The sequence below is a fragment of the Pseudoalteromonas sp. J010 genome, assembly GCF_003934235.1.
GTDB classification, from domain to species: Bacteria; Pseudomonadota; Gammaproteobacteria; order Enterobacterales; family Alteromonadaceae; genus Pseudoalteromonas; species Pseudoalteromonas peptidolytica.
In genome coordinates this window covers 26,137-47,518 of record NZ_RDBW01000038.1, presented here as the reverse complement: position 1 = coordinate 47,518, position 21,382 = coordinate 26,137, and the positions used below count along the sequence as shown (strand labels likewise).

The following is a 21,382-nucleotide window of genomic DNA, read 5'->3' as shown; positions in this document are numbered from 1 at the left end:
GCAATGGTTAGATCGGTCAGCATAAAGCAATCTCTTAGTTAGAAATTACTTTAACGCCTTTGTAGTAACCGTCAGCAGTCACGTGGTGACGACGATGAGTCTCGCCAGAAACCTGATCTACAGTTAGAGCTGGTCCACTGATCGCATCGTGTGAACGACGCATACCACGACGTGCGCGTGACTTCTTGCTTTTTTGTACCGCCATTAGCCTTCTCCTAAGAATCTTTCTTAAGTTGTTTCAAAATATCAAATGGATTTGGTTTGCTATCTTCTGCTTCAATTTCACCAAAGCTCTTTGGCTCATCAGAATAAGAGCATTGCGCTTCATCATGCATAGGTACTATCGGTATAGCGAGTAATAGCTCGTCTTCGACTAGTTGTCTAAGATTAACTTCACCCTCTTCGTCAAGTTCCAATACATCATAACGCTCGGGAAGATCATCCGACTCTGCACCTAATCCGACTGGCGAATACGCAAAGTCTTGTTCCAAATCCAACCCTAATTCATCATTACAACGCTGACACACAAGTGTAAGATGCGCTTGGACTTTGCCTTGCACAACCACCAGACCTTGTTCGTCGATGTTGAAATGAATATCTACCGCTATTTCACTACTTTGATCTTGCACAACTTGCTGCAATCGAGAAAGTTCTTCGAGCGTTACAACACCGTCATAAGATGCTCGACGTTGCGCTGCTCTGCATGGATCAAGAGTGATGGGAATTTTCACCTTTTGCATAGGGGCTGCATCATATAGATAGTTACTGTGTTAGTCAAAGTAAAAATACACTTTCCCTTTGTTTTTCGCGTTATTGCACTTTATCCTGTAGGCAATGTTATCACAGAGATAAAAATTCCATGAAAACGCCTCTTATTCTAGCTTCTAGTTCGCCATTTAGGCAGTCAATTTTGAAAAAATTAATGCTGCCTTTTATGTCATTTTCTCCAGATATAGACGAGCGAGCGCGCGAAGATGAATCGGCAGAGCAACTAGTTGCTCGACTGAGTGAATTAAAAGCCCAAGCATCTATTAAAAAGTATCAAAAAGGTATTGTCATTGGTTCGGACCAAGTTGCACTCTTTGACGGTGAGATCCTTGGAAAACCTCATAACAAGGAAAACGCGGTAAAGCAACTAAGCTTGTTTAGCAATAATCGCGTAACGTTTTTGACCGGTTTGACGGTTTTTGACATTCAAAGCGGTAAAACACTTACTGACGTAGTGCCATTTCACGTTTATTTTCGAAAACTGACTCAAATGCAGATCAACAATTACTGTGATGCAGAAGCCCCCTATAACTGTGCAGGAAGCTTTAAAAGCGAGGGATTAGGGATCTGTCTGTTTGATAAGCTAGAAGGGGAAGACCCCAATACGCTTATCGGTCTTCCACTCATTCAATTAACTAAAATGCTACTGGAGTTTGGCGTCGATGTGTTAGCTGAACAATCAAGCCAGTAATATTTGCGAGAGGTCTTGGTAGTTATCACAAATATGGCACGCTGATGTTTGCGATAACTGCTCTTTGGAAGCCACACCCAGAGTCACTCCAATCGCATCAACACCGGCGTTCTTGGCAAGTTCCATATCAATGATTGAATCACCAATCATAACGCTCTGTTGGGCGTCGATCCCAAGCTCTGCTAAAATTTGCAGTAACATATCAGGATGGGGTTTAGATTCAGCCTCACATGCAGTCCTTGTTGCAACAAAATACTCAGTTAGGCCATATTGCGCCATCAACCTATCCAGCCCCGTCCTGCTTTTCCCTGTGGCCACCGCGATTTTCACACCTCTATCTCGAAGCTGCTTTAATAATGACTCAACTCCAGCAAAAATAGGTGACGGCGTCTCATCTTCATTTGAATAACTATATTTATACGCTTGGACTAATGAATCTACCTGTTCATGATGCTGAGGAAATAGTACCTGCATGGCTTTAGGTAGCGACAAACCAATAATACTTTTTGCCATTTCATCGCTCACAGGCGCAATACCACATGATTTTGCCGCCAAATGAATTGTATTGACAATTTTTGGTACTGAGTCCATCACCGTACCATCCCAATCAAAAATTACACATTTGTAGCGCATGCTATTTCCTTAGCTTTTGTAAACATGACTCCAGTGCAGCATCTAAAGGCGCTTCAACATGATGCGTGGTTTCTGTTTTAGGGTGTATAAACCTGAGTTCTTTTGCATGTAAAAATAGCCGGCTCAAACCAATATCGCGCATCTGTGCATCAAACACTTGATCACCGTACTTATCATCACATGCAATTGGATGGCCTTTACACTGTGTATGGACGCGAATTTGATGCGTTCTACCTGTCACAGGAGAGGCTTGAACTAAGCTTGCTGATTCAAACCGTTCTATAACTCTAAATCGTGTATGTGATGCCTTGCCCTGCTCGTGATCAACGCGCACCACACGCTCACCTGATTTTAGGGTGTTTTTACGAAGTGGCTCAGTCACGTTTTTATGCTTTGCATCCCATTGCCCAGCGACCAATGCCAAGTAATTCTTCTCCATGGTTTTTTCTCTTAATTGCTCATGGAGACCTTTTAGTACCGCGCGACGTTTGGAAATCAGTAAACAACCTGATGTATCTCTATCCAAGCGATGAACCAGTTCTAAGCTTTGTTCTTGTGGTCTTAATGCTCGCAGTGCTTCAATTAAGCCATAACTCAGTCCACTACCACCATGCACAGCCATACCGGCTGGCTTATTTATAACAATCAGGTACTTATCTTCGTATAGAATCGCATCTTCAAGGTTTGCCACTTTATCAAGATTCTTAGGTACAAACTCTGTTTTTTCTGCAACACGTACAGGTGGGATGCGGATCTCATCGTTCATCTGCAGCTTATAAACCGGCTTTACCCGCTTTTTATTAACACGCACTTCCCCTTTGCGAAGGATCTTATACACGGCGCTCTTTGGCACCCCTTTCAAATGCGTAACTAAAAAGTTATCAATCCTTTGACCTTCTTGGTCTTCGGTCACGGTAACAAAGCTAACTTTTAATGCGGGTTTTTCTGACATTGCCTAATCACTGATTTGAGTAATAATTTAGTTGCTATCTCGACGTTATTAGTGGGATAATCAGCCCGCAAATTTTTGCGAGGTGCTTTTTATCGCAAAAACAATCGTGATGCACATCTTGGATGGCAGATCATACAGATTAGAGCTAATATTTCCAAAGCTTTTATCGAGCATCTAAGATAAACACGTGCGAACAGTCAATGCGAAGCGCGTAATATTTCGTTTAATGACTGGACACGAAAAAAACCAAAAAGCAAGAAATTAAAATTTGTCTGATACGCTGACCACCGTTGCAATAATACCCGTGCATAGCAGGCCGCAACTCGTGAATGTCGCAAAGTAATTGAGTCAAAAGATGGCGATGACCAAACTTGTCAAACCAAGTATGACTAGCCCGTGCATGACCACTTAGCGACACCAATAAATGTGAAGAAGCGAACAGTTAATCAGTGATTTTACCCTGATTTAAAGCGGAAACTGTGAATATACTCCTTTTCCCCAGTCGTGAGACTGCATCATTAAACCGGAGTATCCAAGGCGTAACATGCTGTCGCTGGAAAACGTATTAGGCGCTGTAAATAAATTGAGTAGAGAATTACAATATGAAACGTATGCTGATCAATGCAACGCAGCAAGAAGAAATGCGCGTAGCACTGGTTGACGGCCAGCGTCTGTATGATTTAGATATAGAAAGCCCAGGTCACGAACAGAAAAAAGCGAACATTTACAAGGGTAAAATTACCCGTATCGAACCTTCCCTAGAAGCCGCATTTGTTGATTATGGCGCTGAGCGTCACGGATTCCTCCCTTTAAAAGAAATTGCGAAAACTTACTTCCCTGACGGTTACACATTCAATGGTCGTCCAAATATCAAAGATGTGATCCGCGAAGGCCAAGAAGTTATCGTTCAAGTTGATAAAGAAGAGCGTGGCCAAAAAGGTGCAGCCTTAACCACCTTTATCAGCGTAGCTGGTAGCTACTTGGTGCTAATGCCAAATAACCCAAGAGCCGGCGGTATTTCACGTCGTATAGAGGGTGATGAACGTATCGAGCTAAAAGAAGCCTTGAGCCGATTGAACGTACCAAAAGGTATGGGTCTAATTGTTCGTACCGCAGGGGTTGGAAAGTCGTTTGAAGAACTAGAATACGACTTAAAAGCGCTTTTAGTGCACTGGGAAGCTATTCAGAATGCAGCAGACAGCGGTAAGGCACCCTTCTTAATTCACCAAGAAAGTAACGTTATCTTCCGTGCAATCCGAGACTATCTACGTCGCGATATCGGTGAAATTCTAATTGACAAGCCTCGCGTTTTTGAGGAAGCAAAAGCCCACATAGAGCGTTTTCGTCCTGACTTTATCAATCGTGTGAAGCTATATCAAAACGATGTGCCTCTATTTACGCACTATCAAATTGAGAGTCAAATTGAGTCAGCTTTCCAGCGAGAGGTACGTTTACCTTCTGGTGGCTCAATTGTGATAGACCCTACCGAAGCACTAACTTCTATCGACATCAACTCGTCAAAAGCGACGAAAGGTGGCGACATTGAAGAAACGGCACTGAACACCAACTTAGAAGCCGCTGATGAAATTGCTCGTCAATTACGCTTGCGAGATCTTGGTGGCTTAATTGTTATCGATTTCATCGACATGACGCCTCCACGCCATCAGCGTGAAGTAGAAAATCGTTTGAAAGAAGCAGTACGCACGGATCGCGCTCGCGTGCAAATAGGCAAGATTTCTCGTTTTGGTCTATTAGAAATGTCACGCCAGCGTTTACGTCCATCTCTTGGTGAAGCGAGCCAACACACTTGCCCTCGCTGTGATGGTCAAGGTACTATTCGCTCAAACGAATCGATTGCTCTATCTATCCTGCGTCTCATTGAGGAAGAAGCAATCAAAGACAACACAGCACAGGTAAATGCACAAGTGCCTGTTGCTGTTGGTGCGTATCTGCTAAATGAAAAGCGCCGCTCTGTCCAACGCATCGAAAAGCGCCACGAGTGTCATGTTGTTATTATTCCAAATCAGCACTTGGAAACACCTCACTATGAAGTAGTTCGACTTCGCAAAGATGAAACGACCGAAGCTGCAAGCTACGAGCAGATCATTACGCCCGAGCCTGAGGTTATTGAAGTTGCAAAACCACAGGCAAACGTAAAAGAAGAGCCTGTACTCAAAGGTGTTGTGATGCCTGATGCACCGGCTCCAGCTCCTGCTCCAACTCAGGCTGAAAAGCCACAAGCACGCAAGCCTGAAGCCAAACCTACCCAGGACAGCGCCGGTTTGCTCGCAAAGATTGGCCAGTGGATTAAAAATCTCTTTGCTGGTGACAGCCAAGAAGAAACAAAGCCAAGTGAAGAAAAGCCAGCTCGTGACACGAGCAATCGCGATAATCGTCGTCGTAATAATAACCGTCGTCGCAACAATAATCGTCGTCGTAATGAACCGCAGAAAGAAACTGCTGTTGAAGCGAAAGATGAAAACACCAGCAACGAGCAACGAGGTGATAATCGTAAGCGCCGTCGCCCTAATAACAGAAAACGTCAAGATCAAGACAAGACCAACCGTTCCAGTAAGTCAGCTGTTGATGAATCGGTAAATGAAACAGCGAACACTGAAACACAGGTCAAAGAAGCGAAAGTTAAACCTCGTAGACAAAGACGTAATCTGCGTAAGAAAGTGCGTGTACAGGATACAAACGCAGAGCAGAGCAATGTAGCAGAGCCAACTCCGACTGAAGAAGTAAAAGTTGAAGTCAAGCCATTGGAACAGCCTGAAAAAGCAGTATCTGAGCAGAAGCCTGAGCCGAAGCAGAGACATAAAAAGTCCAAGCCTACGGTACAAAAAACAGAAAAACATGAAGCTGTCGTGAGCGAAAGCGCTACGCCTGAAAAACACGAGACTGCCAAAGAGACACAGCCAGAAATTGATACCACAGTTTCTGCTGACGAAGTTATCAAGGTAAATGACACAGAGGCGCCAACACCGCAACTTGCTGAAGAAAATGATGAAGAGAACAAAGAAGGTCGTACACGTTCTAGACGTTCACCTCGTCATTTGAGAGCAGCAGGCCAACGTCGCCGCCGTCCTGATACACCAGAAAAAGGTCAGTCAGCAGCTTTCATCCCAGTTGCCGATCAAGCCGCCGCTGAATATGAGGCTGAGCTAAAAGCGAAGTCAGTTGAAGAAGTGGTACCGCAAGCAGAAGCAGCGCCTGAAACCGCTGAAGAAGTGGCACCGCAAGCAAAAGCAGCGCCTGAAACCGCTGAAGAAGTGGTACCGCAAACTGAAGCAGCGCCTGAAACCGCTGAAGAAGTGACGCCGCAAACTGAAGCAGCGCCTGAAACCGCTGAAGAAGTTGCACCGCAAACTGAAGAAGCGCCTGAAACCGCTGAAGAAGTGACACCGCAAACTGAAGCAGCGCCTGAAACCGCTGAAGAAGTTGCACCACAAGCAGAAGCAGCACCTGAAACCGCTGAAAAAGTGGCACCGCAAACTGAAGCAGCACCTGAAACCGCTGAGGAAGTTGCACCACAAACTGAAGCTGCAGCGCCTGAAACCGCTGAAGAAGTGTCACCGCAAACTGAAGCAGCGCCTGAAACCGCTGAAGAAGTGGCACCGCAAACTGAAGCAGCGCCTGAAACCGCTCAGGAAGTTACACCGCAAGCAGAAGCAGCGCCTGAAACCGCTGAGGAAGTTGCACCGCAGATGGAAGCTGCATCTGAAACGGTTGAAGAAGTTGCACCACAAGCAGAAATAGCATCTGAAACGGTTAAAGAAACCCCACCGCATAATGCGAATGGTAATACGACCTATAGCCGTATTCGCTTTAACCAAACCGCCGCAGCGCCAATGACCAAGGCTCAAGGTGTGAATGACGACGTCATTGCACAGGTACCACCGGCAATGCCACATGAGCTTCGTGAAGTAGTTGCAAATAGTGGCCTAGGTGTTGGCTCCAAGTCACCGATGGGTAAAGCGAGTGCCGAAATGGCCTCGCCAGCTCAGGTTGATTAAGTAAAAATARAAAAGCCAGTCTATGTAGACTGGCTTTTTTGTATCTAATACCAATTATCTTAATTAAGTGGTCTATTTTGAGGCGAGAAGGCAAAAATTTTTATTTAGTTGTTCTGAATAAGAAGTTTTTAACGCAGTTAGTGTCAGGTTTACTCCTTCAAATTGAGCTCGTATTAAGACTAATTGGTATAATGCTACTGAACATGGAAATGGTAGTACCAGTCCTTCATAGCACTGCATATCATTTATCAGTAGAATGCCGTCAATTCTTTGATCGTTATAGTCAAAAGTATGATCACATTTAAGAGATTTAAACACGCATCTTTCAAAGGTGACCTATTCGGTGGTGTTACCACCGCTATTATATCTTTACCCCTGGCACTTGCCTTTGGGGTAGCCTCCGGTGCTGGTGCAGAAGCCGGCATGTGGGGCGCTATTCTTGTTGGGTTATTTGCCGCATTATTTGGAGGCTCAACTTCACTAATTTCTGAGCCTACCGGTCCTATGACCGTCATTATGACAGCGGTACTGACAGCGATGATGAGCAAGTACCCAGAAAATGGCCTTGCGATGGGCTTCACTGTAGTGATGATGGCCGGTGCCTTCCAAGTACTGCTTGGCACACTAAAGCTAGGTAAATACGTTACGCTAATGCCATACAGTGTGATCTCAGGTTTCATGTCTGGGATTGGCGTTATTCTCATTATCCTCCAACTCGCCCCGTTACTTGGCCACCAAGCTCCGGCAGGTGGCGTAATCGGCACCTTATCAAATATCCCAAATTTATTGATGGATCTGCATTTCTCTGAGCTATTTTTGGGTGTCATTACTCTGGCTATTTTATTCAAAATGCCAAGCAAGTGGCGACAGTATGTCCCAGCTCAATTGGTTGCCCTAGTAGCGGTAACACTGCTCTCTGTCATTATCTTTGATACCGATAGTATCCGCCGGATTGGTGAAATACCAAGTGGGCTACCTAGCCTTGTATTTCCTGTTTTAACACCTGAATTATTCGTTGAGATGCTTATCGATGCGCTGGTGCTTGGCACCTTAGGCTGTATTGACACTCTGCTTACGGCTGTGATTGCCGATAGTTTGACAAGAACAGAGCATGACTCAGATAAAGAACTGAGAGGCCAAGGTATAGCTAACATTATTGCCGGTTTATTTGGCGCACTTCCTGGTGCAGGCGCAACAATGGGAACCGTCGTTAATATTCAGGTTGGGGCTCGCTCTCCAATAGCAGGCATATTTCGAGCGCTCATTTTAATGGCCGTGGTATTTATCGCAGGCGGGTTAACAGAGCCTATCCCGATGGCTGTACTTGCGGGTATTGCTGTGTATGTTGGCTTTAACATTCTTGATTGGAGCTTTATACAGCGCGCTCATAAGCTGAGTATGAGTCAAATGGCAATTATGTATGGTGTAATGCTACTGACTGTGTTTGTAGACCTTATCGTTGCTGTAGGGCTTGGTGTTTTTATTTCTAACGTTATGGTAATTGAGCGCTTGAGTCGCGTGCAGGCAAACCACGTGAAAGCAATAAGCGATAGTGATAGTGATGAAGACGTACCTCTGACGAAAAAAGAAAGTGAGTTATTGGATCAAGCCAACGGTAAACTATTGTTCTTTTATCTATCTGGACCAATGATTTTCAGCGTTTCAAAAGCAATCGCAAGACAACACCGTAAAATAAGTGAGTACAATGCAATGGTGTTAGATTTAAGCGACGTTGCTATGATAGATGTCACCGTCGGCTTGGCTATTGAGAATGCGATTACAGACGCATTAGACGCCCAGTGCCGAGTCTTTATTTACTCTCCAAACACCGAAACTACTGACAAGCTAAAACGTTTGAATATTCATGAGCGTTTAGGGGACAGTGCGTTTTGTGCTAGCCGCGAAATCGCATTGAGCCAAGCAATAGAAACAATGGCTACGGCTGACTAAAGCATTCGCTTAGATGGTCTAATAACAAACGTAAACTAGTTGCTACAAATTGTCTGGGCGGATATAACGCCCAGACTCCCTCTTCCTCGGGCTTAAAATTGGTCAAGACTTCTGTCAGCTCGCCTTTATCGAGCGCTGGTTTAACGTAATAGTGTGGTAGTTGCACTAAACCCAACCCCTGCTTTGCAGCTTCCACCAGCCCCCAGCCACTATTACAACGAAGCGAACCACCGACTTTAATCTGCCTAGTCCTGCCATGCTCAACAAAACGCCACTCACTACTATTGCCAATTAAGCAGTTGTGATCCAAAAGCTCATCCAAGGTGTGCGGCTGACCCCGTTGATTCAAATAGCTGTTTGCACCACACACCATGGTACTACGTGTCGTTAAGCGTTTTGCTCTTAGCGAAGAGTCCTGTAATTTCCCAAGTCGGATCGCCAAATCAAATCCCTTATCAAGTAAGTCGACTTGGTTATTGGTAAGGTGCATTTCTACTTCCACTTTGGGATATAAACGCATAAATTCAACTACTGCAGGCATCACATAAGACTCACCATACATAACTGGTGCAGTGAGCTTTAACTTTCCCGTCGGCTGTCTGTCACGCTGTCTTATCGCCGCTGTCGCATCATCTAATCCATGCTGTAAATGTTTTGCATGAGATAGAAAAACCTCTCCTTCTTGGGTCAAGGCAAGCTTTCTTGTGGTACGCATTAATAGCTGTACGTTTAATCTTTGCTCAAGCATTTTTACGCGACGACTCACCTGCGCGACTGACGTATTCAGCTGTATTGCCGCTGCACTGAATGAGCCATAACTTGCTACGGCAACAAATTCATCAATACCAACCCATCTGTCCATTATTACACTCACGTAAAAGTCTTTATTATTTTTATAGATTATCAAAAATTATAAAGCCGTTATACTTTTCATCATGTTTTAAAGAAAGGAAAACACTATGTCTGAATTTATTAAATCTAAAGCCGCCATAGCGTGGGGCCCGGGCCAACCTCTTAGCATTGAAGAAGTGGATGTAATGCCACCGAAAAAAGGCGAAGTCTTAGTAAAAATCACTGCAACGGGCGTATGTCATACCGATGCTTTCACTTTGTCTGGCGACGATCCAGAAGGCGTATTCCCAGCCATCTTAGGTCATGAAGGCGCAGGTATCGTTGAAGCGGTCGGTGAAGGCGTTACCAGCGTTGCCGTTGGCGACCACGTGATCCCATTGTACACACCAGAGTGTGGCGAATGTAAGTTCTGTAAATCTGGTAAAACGAACCTTTGTCAGCAGATCCGTGAAACCCAAGGCAAAGGTTTAATGCCAGATGGCACAACTCGCTTTTATAAAGACGGTAAACCCATTTACCATTATATGGGCACGTCAACCTTTTCTGAGTACACGGTATTGCCAGAAATCTCTTTGGCTAAAGTAAATAAGGAAGCGCCTCTGGAAGAGATCTGCTTGCTTGGCTGTGGTGTGACTACGGGTATGGGCGCAGTAATGAATACTGCTAAAGTGCAAAAAGGCGATACCGTGGCTATTTTTGGCCTTGGTGGTATCGGCTTATCCGCTATCATTGGTGCAACGATGGCTGGTGCGAGCCGTATTATTGGCGTTGATATCAATGAGGACAAATTCGAACTTGCGAAAAAACTTGGTGCTACGGATCTTATCAATCCTAAGAATTTTGATAAGCCAATCCAAGAAGTTATCGTTGACATGACGGATGGCGGAGTCGATTTCTCATTTGAATGTATCGGTAATGTCGATGTCATGAGAAGTGCACTTGAGTGCTGCCACAAAGGCTGGGGAGAGTCTGTTATCATCGGTGTTGCAGGTGCAGGACAAGAAATATCAACACGTCCTTTCCAACTCGTCACAGGTAGAGTATGGCGTGGTAGTGCCTTTGGTGGTGTAAAAGGCCGCTCGGAGCTTCCTGAGATTGTCGAGCGCTACATGGACGGTGAGTTCAAGCTCAATGACTTTATCACTCACACTATGAAGCTTGAAGACATAAACGACGCCTTTGATTTAATGCACGAAGGCAAGAGTATTCGGTCAGTGATCCACTACTAACAATATTTTTCAAGGGCGCGTTCGCGCCCTATCTCGCTTCATAAAGGAGAATTCGATGGAACTGATTTCCAGCAACAAAGTGTCAAACGGCTGGCACAAACGCTATAAGCACTCGAGTCAAACAACCCAGTGTGATATGACGTTCGCTATTTTTTTACCTGAAACTGTCAATGAAGGGAAAAAAGTGCCTGTGTTATATTGGCTTTCAGGGTTAACCTGCAGCGATGAAAACTTCATGCAAAAAGCAGGAGCTTTTAAAAAAGCCAACGAACTAGGTATTGCCATAGTGGCACCGGATACCAGTCCACGTGGAGAAGATGTGGCTGACGATGAAAATGCTAGTTACGATTTTGGCCTCGGTGCCGGCTTTTATGTCAATGCCACACAAGCACCATACAATAAGCACTATCAGATGTATGATTATGTGACACAAGAACTACCAGAGCTTGTCGAAGCGCACTTCCCTGTCAACAATCAAAAAGCCATTAGTGGTCATTCAATGGGTGGTCATGGCGCCCTTGTCATTGGACTCAGAAACCCAGATATGTATACCAGCATTTCAGCGTTCAGCCCAATCGTTAACCCGAGTAACTGCCCTTGGGGGGAAAAAGCCTTTTCAGGTTATTTGGGGGACGAGCCCCAGCACTGGCAGCAGTATGATGCCACGGTATTAATGACGAATTACGACCAGCCAGTAAAAAGACCGATATTGATAGAGCAAGGCACTGAGGATCAGTTTTTAGAAGCGCAGCTAAAACCTTGGTTATTTAAAGAGGCAGCTGAAAACGCCAGTTACCCTATCACACTGAACACTCATGACGGCTATGATCATAGTTATTTTTTCATCTCAAGTTTTATTGATGAGCATCTAGCCTTTCATCACCGTCACTTTGTAAGCCGTGACTAGACTATGTTTTGTAGTGGCTGAACTCTTGAATAATAAGAAAGCCTGGTAGATAGCTAATAATGTGATTTGTTATACCAATTTTCTTAATTAAGTGGTCTATTTTGAGGCGAGAAAATCTTGTCGATAACTCCGCTACCGCGTCCTGCTATCTCCAAGGTACCTACATCCGTGTAGGCAAGGCAAAAATTTCTTATTTAGTTGTTCTAAATAAGAAATTTTTTACGCTGTTAGCGTCAGATTTACTCCTTCAAATTGAGCAAGTATTAAGTCAAATTGGTATTAAGCACTCATTGATTTTTAGACATCAAATACTCCGCTACTGCAGCGTATGCAGGCAATGAAGTCGGGTCAATGACGCTATTACCTGCACTTGGGTGTGATGCGAAGCGCACAATAACCATTTCAGCTTTTGGTGCAATATAAATTGTTTGCCCATGTACGCCACGCGCAGCATACGCGCCATATTGGTTATGAAAGTGCCACCACATACTCCGATAGCTGCCATTTGGCAAAGTGGCAAATCCCGCTTTCTCAAAAGCTTGGGTAGACCCACCTGCAACAATGCTACCGACAGCAGCTTTGTCAATAACTTGTATACCTGCTACTTTCCCCTGATTTAACATCGTAAGGCCAAGTCTTGCCATATCACGTAAGCTAGCACTTATCCCGCCTCCAGCAAAAGGAGTGCCGAGACCATCAACAGTAACGTCTGCATCTTGCTGCATGCCTAGGGGTTGCCACAAGAGCTCAGATACCACCTCGTTGTACTTTTTCCCAGTTACACGAGAAATAATCCACCCTAGTACATCACTATTTACTGTTTTGTACCCAAACGATTCACCATGTTCACCGCTTGCTTTAATCGTTTGCAGGTATTCAAAATAACCTTGCGGCCCCTCATATCCTTTTGGTTTTGGCAGTGGGTTTGCTGCAAATGCGTACTGCCATATATCCGCTTTTGGATCTGCATAGTTTTCACTATATTCTAGTGCAGTTGTCATATCCATCACCTGGCGCACGGTTGCGCCGCCAAAAGCTGAATTTTTTAATTCAGGAATAATACTGGATACCATAAGGTTTTCATCTAGCTTTCCCCTTGCAATAAGCATTTCAGCAATAAGGCCTGTCACCGACTTTGTCATAGACATAACAGCATGATTTTGAGTTTGATCTAAGCAGCCAAAGTATCGTTCATAGACAACTTTGCCTTGATGCAAAATTATGATGCCATCAGTATAATTTGCTTTCAGGCTTTGTTCCCAAGTAAGCTCCTTGTCACTTCCTGATGGTAAAAATGTCACATCGTCAATACCTGCTAGTAAATCAAACTCTAGTGGCCGATAACCAGCAATCTGACGCTTTATGCTTTCTGTTGGCAAGAGCGCTCTCATATTGCACACAGACCACCGCAATTTAGGAAAACTAAAAAAGTTACTATCGGGTTGCGTTATCCGCTTATCTGGTTTGGGCGGGAAACCTTGCATCCACGCCATAGTCTTGGGATCAGACTGCTCTGCTGTCAATGTCGGTTTGCTGTGAGCCGAGTAACTACTGGAGATAAGAAGTAAAGTGCCCAGTAGCGGCAAGAATAAAGTGCTACCTTTGATTTTTCGCATGCTGATATTCCTTTCGGGGAAGTGTATTAACATCAATTGCTATAACTTTAATCTCAGCCTCTCACTTCAGCAAACTTTATTTCTGTGACGAAAAAAGGCGTACATCCTGTACGCCTTGCTTGCTTAACATTAATCTTTCTTGTCTTATTTATTCAGTCAAATCTGCATAGGGGTTATGTGAGCACAATTGAATGCTTTGTGTAAACCCTGGAATAGACAGTTCATGTTCGCTTATCACCAGTGCAGATTCATCAATCATCCCCTCGCCAAAGCGATAAATAATCTCAAATTGACCATGATCTGCGGCGTATTGATACGCAACCTGCCGCTGTGATGTTTGCCCTAATTTTTGCTCATATTCAGTAAGTTGTTCTTGATTATAACGCTTACTTATCAGCTTTTTGGTGAGTGTAGGAGAAAACATAGTCGCAGTGGCGTTATTTCCACCAAACCCTTTTGAATTTATAAACGCTATATCCATAGGGTCGCAATGATAGTGCTCGGTACGAATATCTAAATGCTCGTCATATACATCATCAGCAACACCGCTAATGGTTGTTATCCCTGGCATGATATTGTATTCAAACACCCCCAGTGCCATTGCTAATTGATCGCCAGAAGCTGGCGCAATGGTGTGACCAACATACGCTTTTGGCGCCGCGACTTTCCAGCCATTGATCGAAAACGTTTGTGCTAATTTATGATATATCAGTGACTCTGTAACACGATTTTGTGGTGTACTTGAGCCATGGGCAAGAATAAAGCTACGTTTTGCTAACGCCTCTGAACCGGCAATTTGTTGAGCAAGTGCAACTGATTTAGCCATAGTAATATAGTTGCCAGGACCTGGGGCGGTTATCGATTTCTTTACCCCATCAGCATTAACAAACACATCTGCTACAGATCCCATAATATGGGCACCTAATTCCAGTGCTAAAGCATCATCCATTAAGATAGCCACTTGAGCACCTTCTCCGATAGTGAAGCCGCAATTTTCGCCAAAAGGACGGCTTGTTTTGCGATAGTTTACTTCATCAGTGCCATCAAGTTTACGTAACCCCTCTTCGTTCGCCAGCGCTCCCATATTCCCAAACCCCTCTATAATTTCAGGAGTAATGGCACATTCAACACTTGCAACGATTGCTACGCGAGTCCGACCTGCTTGTATATCGTTAACCGCGGCGCGTAAATTATATAGGAAGGTTGCGCATGCGCCTGTTGTTGTAAATGTAGTGCCAACGCTTCCTGTCACATACGCATTGATAAAATCAGTGGACATCGTGTTGAGTCCGAGCGCTAGCTGTTTGGTGCTTACCCTATCACCACGTAAACGGCTACGAACTAGTCCCCCTAGCCCTTCATCGTGCATTTGCCCTGCAATAGACGCTGAATATGTACCTATTTGATCAGGGTGTACACTGTTCATCACATTTTCCCACTCTAGACCAGTTGAGCGGATAGCATCCGTAGCGGCAAAAATCGTAGCCTGCAAACCTCTGGGCTGATAGCGACTGTTATACATCAACGCGGGATCAAACCCTGTTGGTAATTGTCCAGCAGCTTTAATCGGGTTATCTCTGTAGCTGTCATGTTTTACTTCAACTTGATCCGTAATGGTGACTTCGACTGTTTTCGGATCGAGTTCGAGTATTTGCCAACTCTCAGGTGTGGGATTAGGTAAATCGCGTTTGCGACAGTTAAATACAATTTTACTGTCGTTATTCGTTTTCATTGTCAGTTTCTGCTGCCAAGGAGTAGCATCAACATCAAAGTGGTTTTTTTCGATCTTACGAATTAACGTACCCGCTAAGATCTGCTCACCAAAACGCGATTCAACTTCAGATTCTCTTATTACTTGGTTGTCGTTATCTACAAGTTGACCATCAATAAAACGGACTAAGTTCATCAAGCTTGCAAGACCTAAGTATGTTTCTTGTCTGTCTTTGGCCYCTAATTTGTCAAGTACAATCCGTTTAAAGCCTTGATGGAAAGAGGTGCGCCCAGCGGCGTTAATCCCCCCCATTCCTACAATAATTGGCAATGCTGTCATGTTATTTCTACTTCTGAACTAAGATAATGCTGTGATTTTAATTGCATTTTCACATAGCTCTTATCAAAATACGCCATATATAAATCAATTTTCGCCAACTTAAAGAGGTCGGAGCAGATGAAGCCTTGTACAAAAATCGCCATTGTTCTTTATCGACATATGCTCATTACGAGTGTTACTTTACCATTGGAGATGCTAAAAGCAGGACAAGCCTTTGCGAAAGTACATCTAAAAGACGCTTATACCCCTTTAGACATTGTGCTTTGTAGTAGTCAYGGTGAGGCAATAAAAGCGGATGAATACATCACATTAGAAGCACAAAGCGATTTTAGCGCATTACCCTTGTATGACTATATTATCGTACCGAGTATTTGGCGTAATCCACGACCTATAGTAAAACAGAATCAAGAATTGAGCGCATCTCTCGCAGATGCGTGGGAAGCAGGCAGCACCTTAATTGGTGTTGGTACAGGGGTGTGTTTTTTAGCCAGCTCAGGGTTGTTAAACGGCCATTCAGCCACAACCCATTGGCATTTTGCCAAGCAATTCTCGCAGCTTTATCCTAATGTCGAATTAAAACCAGATTACTTTATCACGCAATCCGAGCGGATTTACACCATCGCCAGTCTCAATGCGCTGGCAGACGTTATAGTTCATCTTATAGAACTGTTATACGGCACAGATGCAGCACATCATGTACAGCAAAACTTTTCTCACGAGATCCGAAAACCATATGAAGAGCAGCGCTATTTAGAAGGTGCGGTTGACCGTCATGCTGACGAACAGATCGCCGCAATCCAATTTTGGCTCAAGAACAATGCCGCTGATGAGATCACTTTACCAGCTGTAGCAAGTCAGTTTGATATGAGTTATCGCACCTTCAATCGCCGTTTTAAACAAGCTACGGGTCAAACAGCGATCGGCTACTTACAGCAAGTAAGGGTTGAAATGTGTAAAGAGCTACTGGCAAGTAGCAATCTATCCATACAGGATATTGCCCTGACCTGTGGGTTCAACTCTCAAGGTCAATTGAGTCGTGTGTTTCGCCAGCTGATCGGCAAGTCTCCTTCAACGTATCGTGACGTAGTACGCAAAAAGCTGTTCTCATAAATAGCTGTAAGCAATCTCTAGAGAATTTGCGACACCGTTAAAGTTTGTTCCTGACCATTGAATAAAAACGAAATATCATCATCGATGGTAAGCCCTTGCAAGCGCTTTGCAAGTGGTGCGTCAAACGTGATTACAAGTACAGGGGTCTCTTTATATTGAATTTTTAGACCACCTTCACTTGGTGCAAAATAAAACCAATGGCGGTCACCTTGTTCATCATCTATTGCAACTAACGCATTATAGGTAATCGTGTTACTAACTGGATTACTCACCTGATTGAGGATCTGTTGCTTTGCCAAATACATTGCATCAACGCGCTCGCTTTGCCCTTCAGCCAAATAACCATACTCAATGCTGAGTGAGTCATATTGGGTTTCAGCAGCGCTTTGTTCATGAGTCGCATCTGCACGAGCACTGTTTGCAGCAGCAGTCGCTTCTATCAACTTTTGTTCCAGTGCAAATTTTAAATACTCAATAAAAACCGTTTTAATCATCGATAGTTAACCGCAATAACATGAGATGCAAAAAGCCGTTCTCCGTCCAAACTCAACTCCAAACGTAACATCCAACGCATCGATTTATCCGTACACATACCAACCATTGTCGTTGCCTCTAGTGTGTCTGCGTCGAAGAAGACTGGAATTCTGCCCATATTCATGTTTTCACCTTCCAACCAAGCTGAATGCACCACTACTTTAGTCGCACTTTTGAGTCCTATGGTAAATTCGGTTTCAGGTTCTACCTGCCCAGAGCCCAGATAAATAGAGACCTGAGGTGTTAAGTTACATGGTGATGAAAATTTACAGACATTTCTTGTTACTGAACTTTCACTTTTTTCTGAACTTTCATGTATAATGATATTTGGGTCTGAACAGGCCACGAGGAAAATACCTAGCAATCCTATTGTTAATTGCTTTACAACCATAGGGGTTTACCGTCACTTCTGAATCCTGCGCAGTGTACGCAAGTTTCGGGGGAATTGCTAGGTTGCTTAAGAAGCGAACAAAAAGCGTTTGAAAACTTGATTGATGTCATAATTTTAGGCGTTTTAGGTATCTTTTCATAAGCAAAAAAATTATCATTTCCTCGCAAAAATAAAGGTTTCTCGGGCTGGTTAGGTTTTCACTCATATTTTGAGTTAAAACATGACGGGCTTGAGGAAATATAACTAGGGCCTGTAATTCAGGTAATTCATTTCTAATCGCAATAAATTGCAGCGGAATCCAGAAAATGAGCCAAACAGTAGCATCACAAACTGAGTACAATTATAAAGTTGTACGCCAATTCGCTATCATGACAGTGATTTGGGGCATTGTTGGCATGGGTGTAGGTGTATTTATCGCAGCGCAACTTGCGTGGCCTGCGTTAAACTTCGACATTCCATGGTTAACTTACTCTAGACTTCGTCCGTTACACACGAACGCAGTAATCTTTGCATTTGGTACAAGTGCACTATTTGCAACCTCTTACTATGTTGTTCAGCGCACGTGTCAAACGCGCCTGTTCTCTGACAAACTTGCCGCATTTACCTTTTGGGGTTGGCAAGCCATTATCGTAGCTGCGGCTATCACGCTTCCTCTAGGTATTACTTCTTCTAAAGAATATGCTGAACTAGAGTGGCCAATTGATATCGCAATTGCAGTAGTATGGGTTACTTATGCTGTAGTATTCTTTGGTACTCTTATCAAGCGTAAAGTGTCACACATCTATGTAGCAAACTGGTTCTATGCTGGCTTCATCATTACTGTTGCAGTGCTTCACATTGTAAACAGCATGGCTATCCCTGTATCTTTAACTAAATCATATTCAATCTACGCAGGTGCTGTAGATGCAATGGTTCAATGGTGGTATGGCCACAACGCAGTAGGTTTCTTATTAACTGCGGGCTTCCTTGGTATGATGTACTACTTCGTACCAAAACAAGCTGGTCGTCCGGTATACTCATACCGTTTATCAGTTGTTCACTTCTGGGCGCTTGTTTCTCTTTATATTTGGGCAGGTCCTCACCACTTACACTACACTGCGCTACCTGACTGGACTCAGTCTTTAGGTATGGTGATGTCAGTTATCTTATTCGTTCCTTCTTGGGGTGGTATGATCAACGGTATCATGACGCTATCTGGCGCTTGGCACAAACTACGTACTGACCCAGTGCTGCGCTTCCTAGTTGTATCTCTATCTTTCTACGGTATGTCTACGTTCGAAGGTCCGATGATGGCTATCAAGTCAGTAAATGCACTTTCTCACTATACTGACTGGACTGTTGGTCACGTACACTCAGGTGCACTTGGTTGGGTTGCTATGATTTCTATCGGTGCAATTTACCACTTAATCCCTGCGCTATTTGGTCACGGTAATATGTACAGCATCAAGCTAGTTAATACGCACTTCTGGCTGCACACAGTAGGTGTTGTACTTTACATCGTTGCAATGTGGATCTCTGGTGTTATGCAAGGTCTAATGTGGCGTGCAGTTAATGCTGACGGTACATTAATGTACAGCTTTGTTCAGTCACTAGAAGCTTCTAAGCCTTTCTATATTATGCGATTCCTAGGCGGTGTATTCATCGTGGTTGGTATGCTAGTAATGGCTTACAACGTATTCCGTACGGTTACTGCAAAAAGTGGTCAATTAGCCACTGATGCAAACCCGCAAGTGGCTTAAGGGGTGTCGAGTATGAGCAACAATAACTCAACAAACAAACACGAAATCGTCGAAAAGAACGTTGGCCTAATGGCTATCTTAACGGTATTCGCGATTAGCTTTGGTGCATTAGTTGAAATCACTCCCCTAATGTTCCAAAAAGATACCACTCAGCCGGTAGAGGGTCTACGCCCACTGACTGCGCTTGAAATGGAAGGTCGTGACATATACGTTCGTGAAGGTTGTTATAACTGTCACTCACAAATGGTTCGTCCATTCCGTGATGAAGTAGAGCGTTATGGTCACTACTCTGTAGCAGGTGAGTCGGTATGGGATCACCCATTCCAGTGGGGCTCCAAGCGCACAGGTCCAGACCTTGCTCGCGTTGGTCAACGTTATTCAGACGATTGGCATTATGCGCACCTAATGGATCCTCGCTCTGTAGTACCTGAGTCAAATATGCCTGGCTACCCTTGGCTTGATACTACTAAGGTAGATACCACTTATACTCTGAAAAAATTACAAGTGTTCCGTGATGCTTTTGGTATTGACAAGTCGTCAGACCGCTACAATGGCAAAGGCTACGGTGATGATGCTGAACTACAAGCGCAAGTTGATGAAATCCACGCGATGAACGGTGGCGAAGGTGCAACAGAAATGCAAGCACTAATCGCTTACTTACAGCAACTTGGCACACATTTGAAGTAATTGTTATGGATTACGGCACATACAGAGGCATTTTGACTCTGGTAATTTTGGTACTGTTTTTAGTGATTGTTGTGTGGGCATATAGCAAGCGTTCTAAGCGCCGTTTCGACGACGCAGCTAATGCCATTTTTGAAGATGAGAAAAAACACAATAGCACTATCTCTAACGAGGAAAAGGAGTCTGAAAAATGACTAGCTTTTGGAGTATTTGGGTTATCGTACTAACCCTTGCATGTCTAGCTCTGATTTTCGGCTTGCTGCTTTGGAACCTAAAAAACTATGTAGGCGTCAAAGAAGGCGAGAGCTGTGGTCATGAGTTTGACGGAATTGAGGAACTAAACAACCCACTACCTAAGTGGTGGACATACATGTTCTTCGCAACTTTTGTTTGGTCTGTTTATTATCTTGCAGCCTATCCAGGTCTTGGTAATTTTAAGGGCTTTTTGAACTGGACGAGTTCAAACCAAGGTATTACTACTTTGGAAGAGTCCAAAAACGCGATCGCTGAAGCTAAAGCCAATGGCGAGTGGGTTCAGCTTGACCAAGAAGTGAAAGCAGCAGAAGACCGTTTTGGCCCTATCTTCCAAGAATTTGCTAAGCAAGATGTTTTAGCATTAGCTGAAAACGAAGAAGCACTTGAGATCGGTCAACGTCTATTTGCACAAAACTGTGCACAATGTCACGGTTCTGACGCTCGTGGCGGTACAGGCTTTCCAAACCTAACTGACAAAGATTGGTTATACGGCGGAACACCAGACGCAATTAAAGCGACATTACTTCACGGTCGTGTTGCCGCAATGCCTGGTTGGCAAGATGCACTTGGTGATCAAGGTATTAAAGAAATGACGGCTTATGTACTCAGTCTGTCTGGACGTACTGTTAACCAAAAAGATGCGGATGCAGGTAAAGCTAAATTTGCGATGTGTGCAGCATGTCACGGTATGGATGGTAAAGGTTCTGTTGCCCATAATCTACCATTCGGAGCACCAAACCTAACCGATAATATTTGGCTTTATGGTGGTTCTCAACGTGCAGTTGAAGATACACTTCGTCATGGCCGTGCCGGTGTAATGCCAGCTTGGAAAGACATCTTAGGTGAAGATAAAGTTCACCTGTTAACGGCGTATGTTTACAGCCTGTCACAAGACAAGTAAACAGCCCGTTTAGAACTTTATTTGAGATCAAAAAAGCCTCCTATTTGGAGGCTTTTTTTTAGGTATTTACCGTAACTTACGGTAGAATATCCGCAAGTTTTATA

General features: G+C 44.0%; 19 protein-coding genes. 10 read left to right on the top strand and 9 right to left on the bottom strand.

All coding sequences use genetic code 11. The annotated features are described in order from the left end of the window. Positions 1 to 34: 34 nt before the first annotated feature. Together rpmF and yceD are read right to left on the bottom strand one after the other, a co-directional pair. Positions 35 to 205 (bottom strand): 50S ribosomal protein L32, encoded by a 171-nt coding sequence (gene rpmF / locus EAG18_RS18725; RefSeq protein ID WP_070985127.1) that lies wholly within the window; start codon positions 203 to 205, stop codon positions 35 to 37. Positions 206 to 215: 10 nt separating this feature from the next. Then, positions 216 to 740, bottom strand: coding sequence for a 23S rRNA accumulation protein YceD (yceD, locus tag EAG18_RS18720; protein ID WP_125253884.1), 525 nt, complete (start codon positions 738 to 740; stop codon positions 216 to 218). Between the two features lie 119 nt (positions 741 to 859). Here yceD and EAG18_RS18715 point away from each other — a divergent pair, with 119 nt between their 5' ends. Then, entirely contained in the window at positions 860 to 1,459 is a 600-nt protein-coding gene (locus tag EAG18_RS18715; RefSeq protein WP_125253883.1) for a nucleoside triphosphate pyrophosphatase, read from the top strand. On the opposite strand, the gene EAG18_RS18710 is transcribed toward EAG18_RS18715, so the two are convergent. Together EAG18_RS18710 and rluC are read right to left on the bottom strand one after the other, a co-directional pair. After that, positions 1,448 to 2,092 carry an HAD-IIIA family hydrolase gene (locus tag EAG18_RS18710; RefSeq protein WP_125253882.1) on the bottom strand — a complete coding sequence of 215 codons (645 nt, stop codon included), beginning with the start codon at positions 2,090 to 2,092 and terminating at the stop codon, positions 1,448 to 1,450. The two genes, EAG18_RS18715 and EAG18_RS18710, sit on opposite strands and share 12 nt — an antisense overlap. Position 2,093: 1 nt before the next feature. Continuing rightward, complete coding sequence (rluC, locus tag EAG18_RS18705; RefSeq protein WP_125253881.1) at positions 2,094 to 3,044, bottom strand: 23S rRNA pseudouridine(955/2504/2580) synthase RluC; 951 nt, start codon at positions 3,042 to 3,044, stop codon at positions 2,094 to 2,096. Positions 3,045 to 3,646: 602 nt separating this feature from the next. On the opposite strand from rluC, the gene rne reads away from it, so the two are divergent. Beyond that, the gene (gene rne, locus EAG18_RS18700) at positions 3,647 to 7,060 is read left to right on the top strand and encodes a ribonuclease E (RefSeq protein ID WP_125253880.1); all 3,414 of its coding nucleotides are present in this window, start codon (positions 3,647 to 3,649) and stop codon (positions 7,058 to 7,060) included. Between the two features lie 291 nt (positions 7,061 to 7,351). After that, positions 7,352 to 9,010 (top strand): SulP family inorganic anion transporter, encoded by a 1,659-nt coding sequence (locus tag EAG18_RS18690; protein ID WP_125253878.1) that lies wholly within the window; start codon positions 7,352 to 7,354, stop codon positions 9,008 to 9,010. Here the strand turns inward: EAG18_RS18690 and EAG18_RS18685 are convergent. Then, positions 8,997 to 9,872: a LysR substrate-binding domain-containing protein gene (locus tag EAG18_RS18685; protein WP_125253877.1), complete on the bottom strand. Its 876-nt coding sequence runs from the start codon at positions 9,870 to 9,872 to the stop codon at positions 8,997 to 8,999. The genes EAG18_RS18690 and EAG18_RS18685 overlap by 14 nt on opposite strands. Before the next feature lie 97 nt (positions 9,873 to 9,969). Here EAG18_RS18685 and EAG18_RS18680 point away from each other — a divergent pair, with 97 nt between their 5' ends. Both EAG18_RS18680 and fghA read left to right on the top strand, forming a co-directional pair. Then, entirely contained in the window at positions 9,970 to 11,091 is a 1,122-nt protein-coding gene (locus EAG18_RS18680) for an S-(hydroxymethyl)glutathione dehydrogenase/class III alcohol dehydrogenase (RefSeq protein ID WP_125253876.1), read from the top strand. Between the two features lie 55 nt (positions 11,092 to 11,146). Further along, entirely contained in the window at positions 11,147 to 11,998 is an 852-nt protein-coding gene (gene fghA, locus EAG18_RS18675; RefSeq protein ID WP_125253875.1) for an S-formylglutathione hydrolase, read from the top strand. 287 nt (positions 11,999 to 12,285) lie between these two features. Here fghA and EAG18_RS18665 read toward each other — a convergent pair whose 3' ends face one another. Both EAG18_RS18665 and EAG18_RS18660 read right to left on the bottom strand, forming a co-directional pair. Continuing rightward, complete coding sequence (locus tag EAG18_RS18665; protein ID WP_125253873.1) at positions 12,286 to 13,614, bottom strand: serine hydrolase; 1,329 nt, start codon at positions 13,612 to 13,614, stop codon at positions 12,286 to 12,288. 148 nt (positions 13,615 to 13,762) lie between these two features. Continuing rightward, the gene (locus EAG18_RS18660) at positions 13,763 to 15,664 is read right to left on the bottom strand and encodes a beta-ketoacyl synthase (RefSeq protein ID WP_125253872.1); all 1,902 of its coding nucleotides are present in this window, start codon (positions 15,662 to 15,664) and stop codon (positions 13,763 to 13,765) included. A gap of 117 nt (positions 15,665 to 15,781) precedes the next feature. Between EAG18_RS18660 and EAG18_RS18655 the strand changes: the two genes are divergently transcribed. Continuing rightward, on the top strand, positions 15,782 to 16,774 hold the full coding sequence (locus tag EAG18_RS18655; protein ID WP_125253871.1) for a helix-turn-helix domain-containing protein: 993 nt from the start codon (positions 15,782 to 15,784) through the stop codon (positions 16,772 to 16,774). 17 nt (positions 16,775 to 16,791) lie between these two features. Here the strand turns inward: EAG18_RS18655 and EAG18_RS18650 are convergent, their stop codons facing one another. Both EAG18_RS18650 and EAG18_RS18645 read right to left on the bottom strand, forming a co-directional pair. Continuing rightward, positions 16,792 to 17,268, bottom strand: coding sequence for a transcription elongation factor GreAB (locus tag EAG18_RS18650; RefSeq protein ID WP_125253870.1), 477 nt, complete (start codon positions 17,266 to 17,268; stop codon positions 16,792 to 16,794). Further along, complete coding sequence (locus EAG18_RS18645) at positions 17,265 to 17,654, bottom strand: hypothetical protein (RefSeq protein ID WP_275557339.1); 390 nt, start codon at positions 17,652 to 17,654, stop codon at positions 17,265 to 17,267. The genes EAG18_RS18650 and EAG18_RS18645 overlap by 4 nt, the downstream gene beginning before the upstream one ends. A gap of 350 nt (positions 17,655 to 18,004) precedes the next feature. Here EAG18_RS18645 and ccoN point away from each other — a divergent pair, with 350 nt between their 5' ends. Genes ccoN through ccoP form a run of 4 tightly spaced genes read left to right on the top strand, consistent with a single transcriptional unit; the run spans position 18,005 to position 21,278 of the window. Continuing rightward, positions 18,005 to 19,438, top strand: a complete 1,434-nt coding sequence (gene ccoN, locus EAG18_RS18640) for a cytochrome-c oxidase, cbb3-type subunit I (RefSeq protein ID WP_099028745.1) — start codon at positions 18,005 to 18,007, stop codon at positions 19,436 to 19,438. 12 nt (positions 19,439 to 19,450) lie between these two features. Continuing rightward, complete coding sequence (ccoO, locus tag EAG18_RS18635; RefSeq protein ID WP_125253868.1) at positions 19,451 to 20,125, top strand: cytochrome-c oxidase, cbb3-type subunit II; 675 nt, start codon at positions 19,451 to 19,453, stop codon at positions 20,123 to 20,125. 5 nt (positions 20,126 to 20,130) lie between these two features. Beyond that, positions 20,131 to 20,316, top strand: a complete 186-nt coding sequence (locus tag EAG18_RS18630) for a cbb3-type cytochrome c oxidase subunit 3 (RefSeq protein WP_125253867.1) — start codon at positions 20,131 to 20,133, stop codon at positions 20,314 to 20,316. Continuing rightward, positions 20,313 to 21,278 carry a cytochrome-c oxidase, cbb3-type subunit III gene (ccoP, locus tag EAG18_RS18625; protein ID WP_125253866.1) on the top strand — a complete coding sequence of 322 codons (966 nt, stop codon included), beginning with the start codon at positions 20,313 to 20,315 and terminating at the stop codon, positions 21,276 to 21,278. Before EAG18_RS18630 ends, ccoP begins: the two co-directional genes overlap by 4 nt. Positions 21,279 to 21,382 lie beyond the last annotated feature (104 nt).

Excerpts from the sequence above, each read along its gene's own strand:
- EAG18_RS18710 (WP_125253882.1), bottom strand. The coding sequence starts at position 2,092 with ATGCGCTACAAATGTGTAATTTTTGATTGGGATGGTACGGTGATGGAC.
- EAG18_RS18650 (WP_125253870.1), bottom strand. The coding sequence starts at position 17,268 with ATGATTAAAACGGTTTTTATTGAGTATTTAAAATTTGCACTGGAACAA.
- EAG18_RS18680 (WP_125253876.1), top strand. The coding sequence starts at position 9,970 with ATGTCTGAATTTATTAAATCTAAAGCCGCCATAGCGTGGGGCCCGGGC.
- EAG18_RS18690 (WP_125253878.1), top strand. The coding sequence starts at position 7,352 with ATGATCACATTTAAGAGATTTAAACACGCATCTTTCAAAGGTGACCTA.
- rluC (WP_125253881.1), bottom strand. The coding sequence starts at position 3,044 with ATGTCAGAAAAACCCGCATTAAAAGTTAGCTTTGTTACCGTGACCGAA.
- fghA (WP_125253875.1), top strand. The coding sequence starts at position 11,147 with ATGGAACTGATTTCCAGCAACAAAGTGTCAAACGGCTGGCACAAACGC.
- rne (WP_125253880.1), top strand. The coding sequence starts at position 3,647 with ATGAAACGTATGCTGATCAATGCAACGCAGCAAGAAGAAATGCGCGTA.
- EAG18_RS18665 (WP_125253873.1), bottom strand. The coding sequence starts at position 13,614 with ATGCGAAAAATCAAAGGTAGCACTTTATTCTTGCCGCTACTGGGCACT.
- ccoN (WP_099028745.1), top strand. The coding sequence starts at position 18,005 with ATGAGCCAAACAGTAGCATCACAAACTGAGTACAATTATAAAGTTGTA.
- ccoP (WP_125253866.1), top strand. The coding sequence starts at position 20,313 with ATGACTAGCTTTTGGAGTATTTGGGTTATCGTACTAACCCTTGCATGT.
- rpmF (WP_070985127.1), bottom strand. The coding sequence starts at position 205 with ATGGCGGTACAAAAAAGCAAGAAGTCACGCGCACGTCGTGGTATGCGT.
- yceD (WP_125253884.1), bottom strand. The coding sequence starts at position 740 with ATGCAAAAGGTGAAAATTCCCATCACTCTTGATCCATGCAGAGCAGCG.
- EAG18_RS18630 (WP_125253867.1), top strand. The coding sequence starts at position 20,131 with ATGGATTACGGCACATACAGAGGCATTTTGACTCTGGTAATTTTGGTA.
- EAG18_RS18715 (WP_125253883.1), top strand. The coding sequence starts at position 860 with ATGAAAACGCCTCTTATTCTAGCTTCTAGTTCGCCATTTAGGCAGTCA.
- EAG18_RS18685 (WP_125253877.1), bottom strand. The coding sequence starts at position 9,872 with ATGGACAGATGGGTTGGTATTGATGAATTTGTTGCCGTAGCAAGTTAT.
- ccoO (WP_125253868.1), top strand. The coding sequence starts at position 19,451 with ATGAGCAACAATAACTCAACAAACAAACACGAAATCGTCGAAAAGAAC.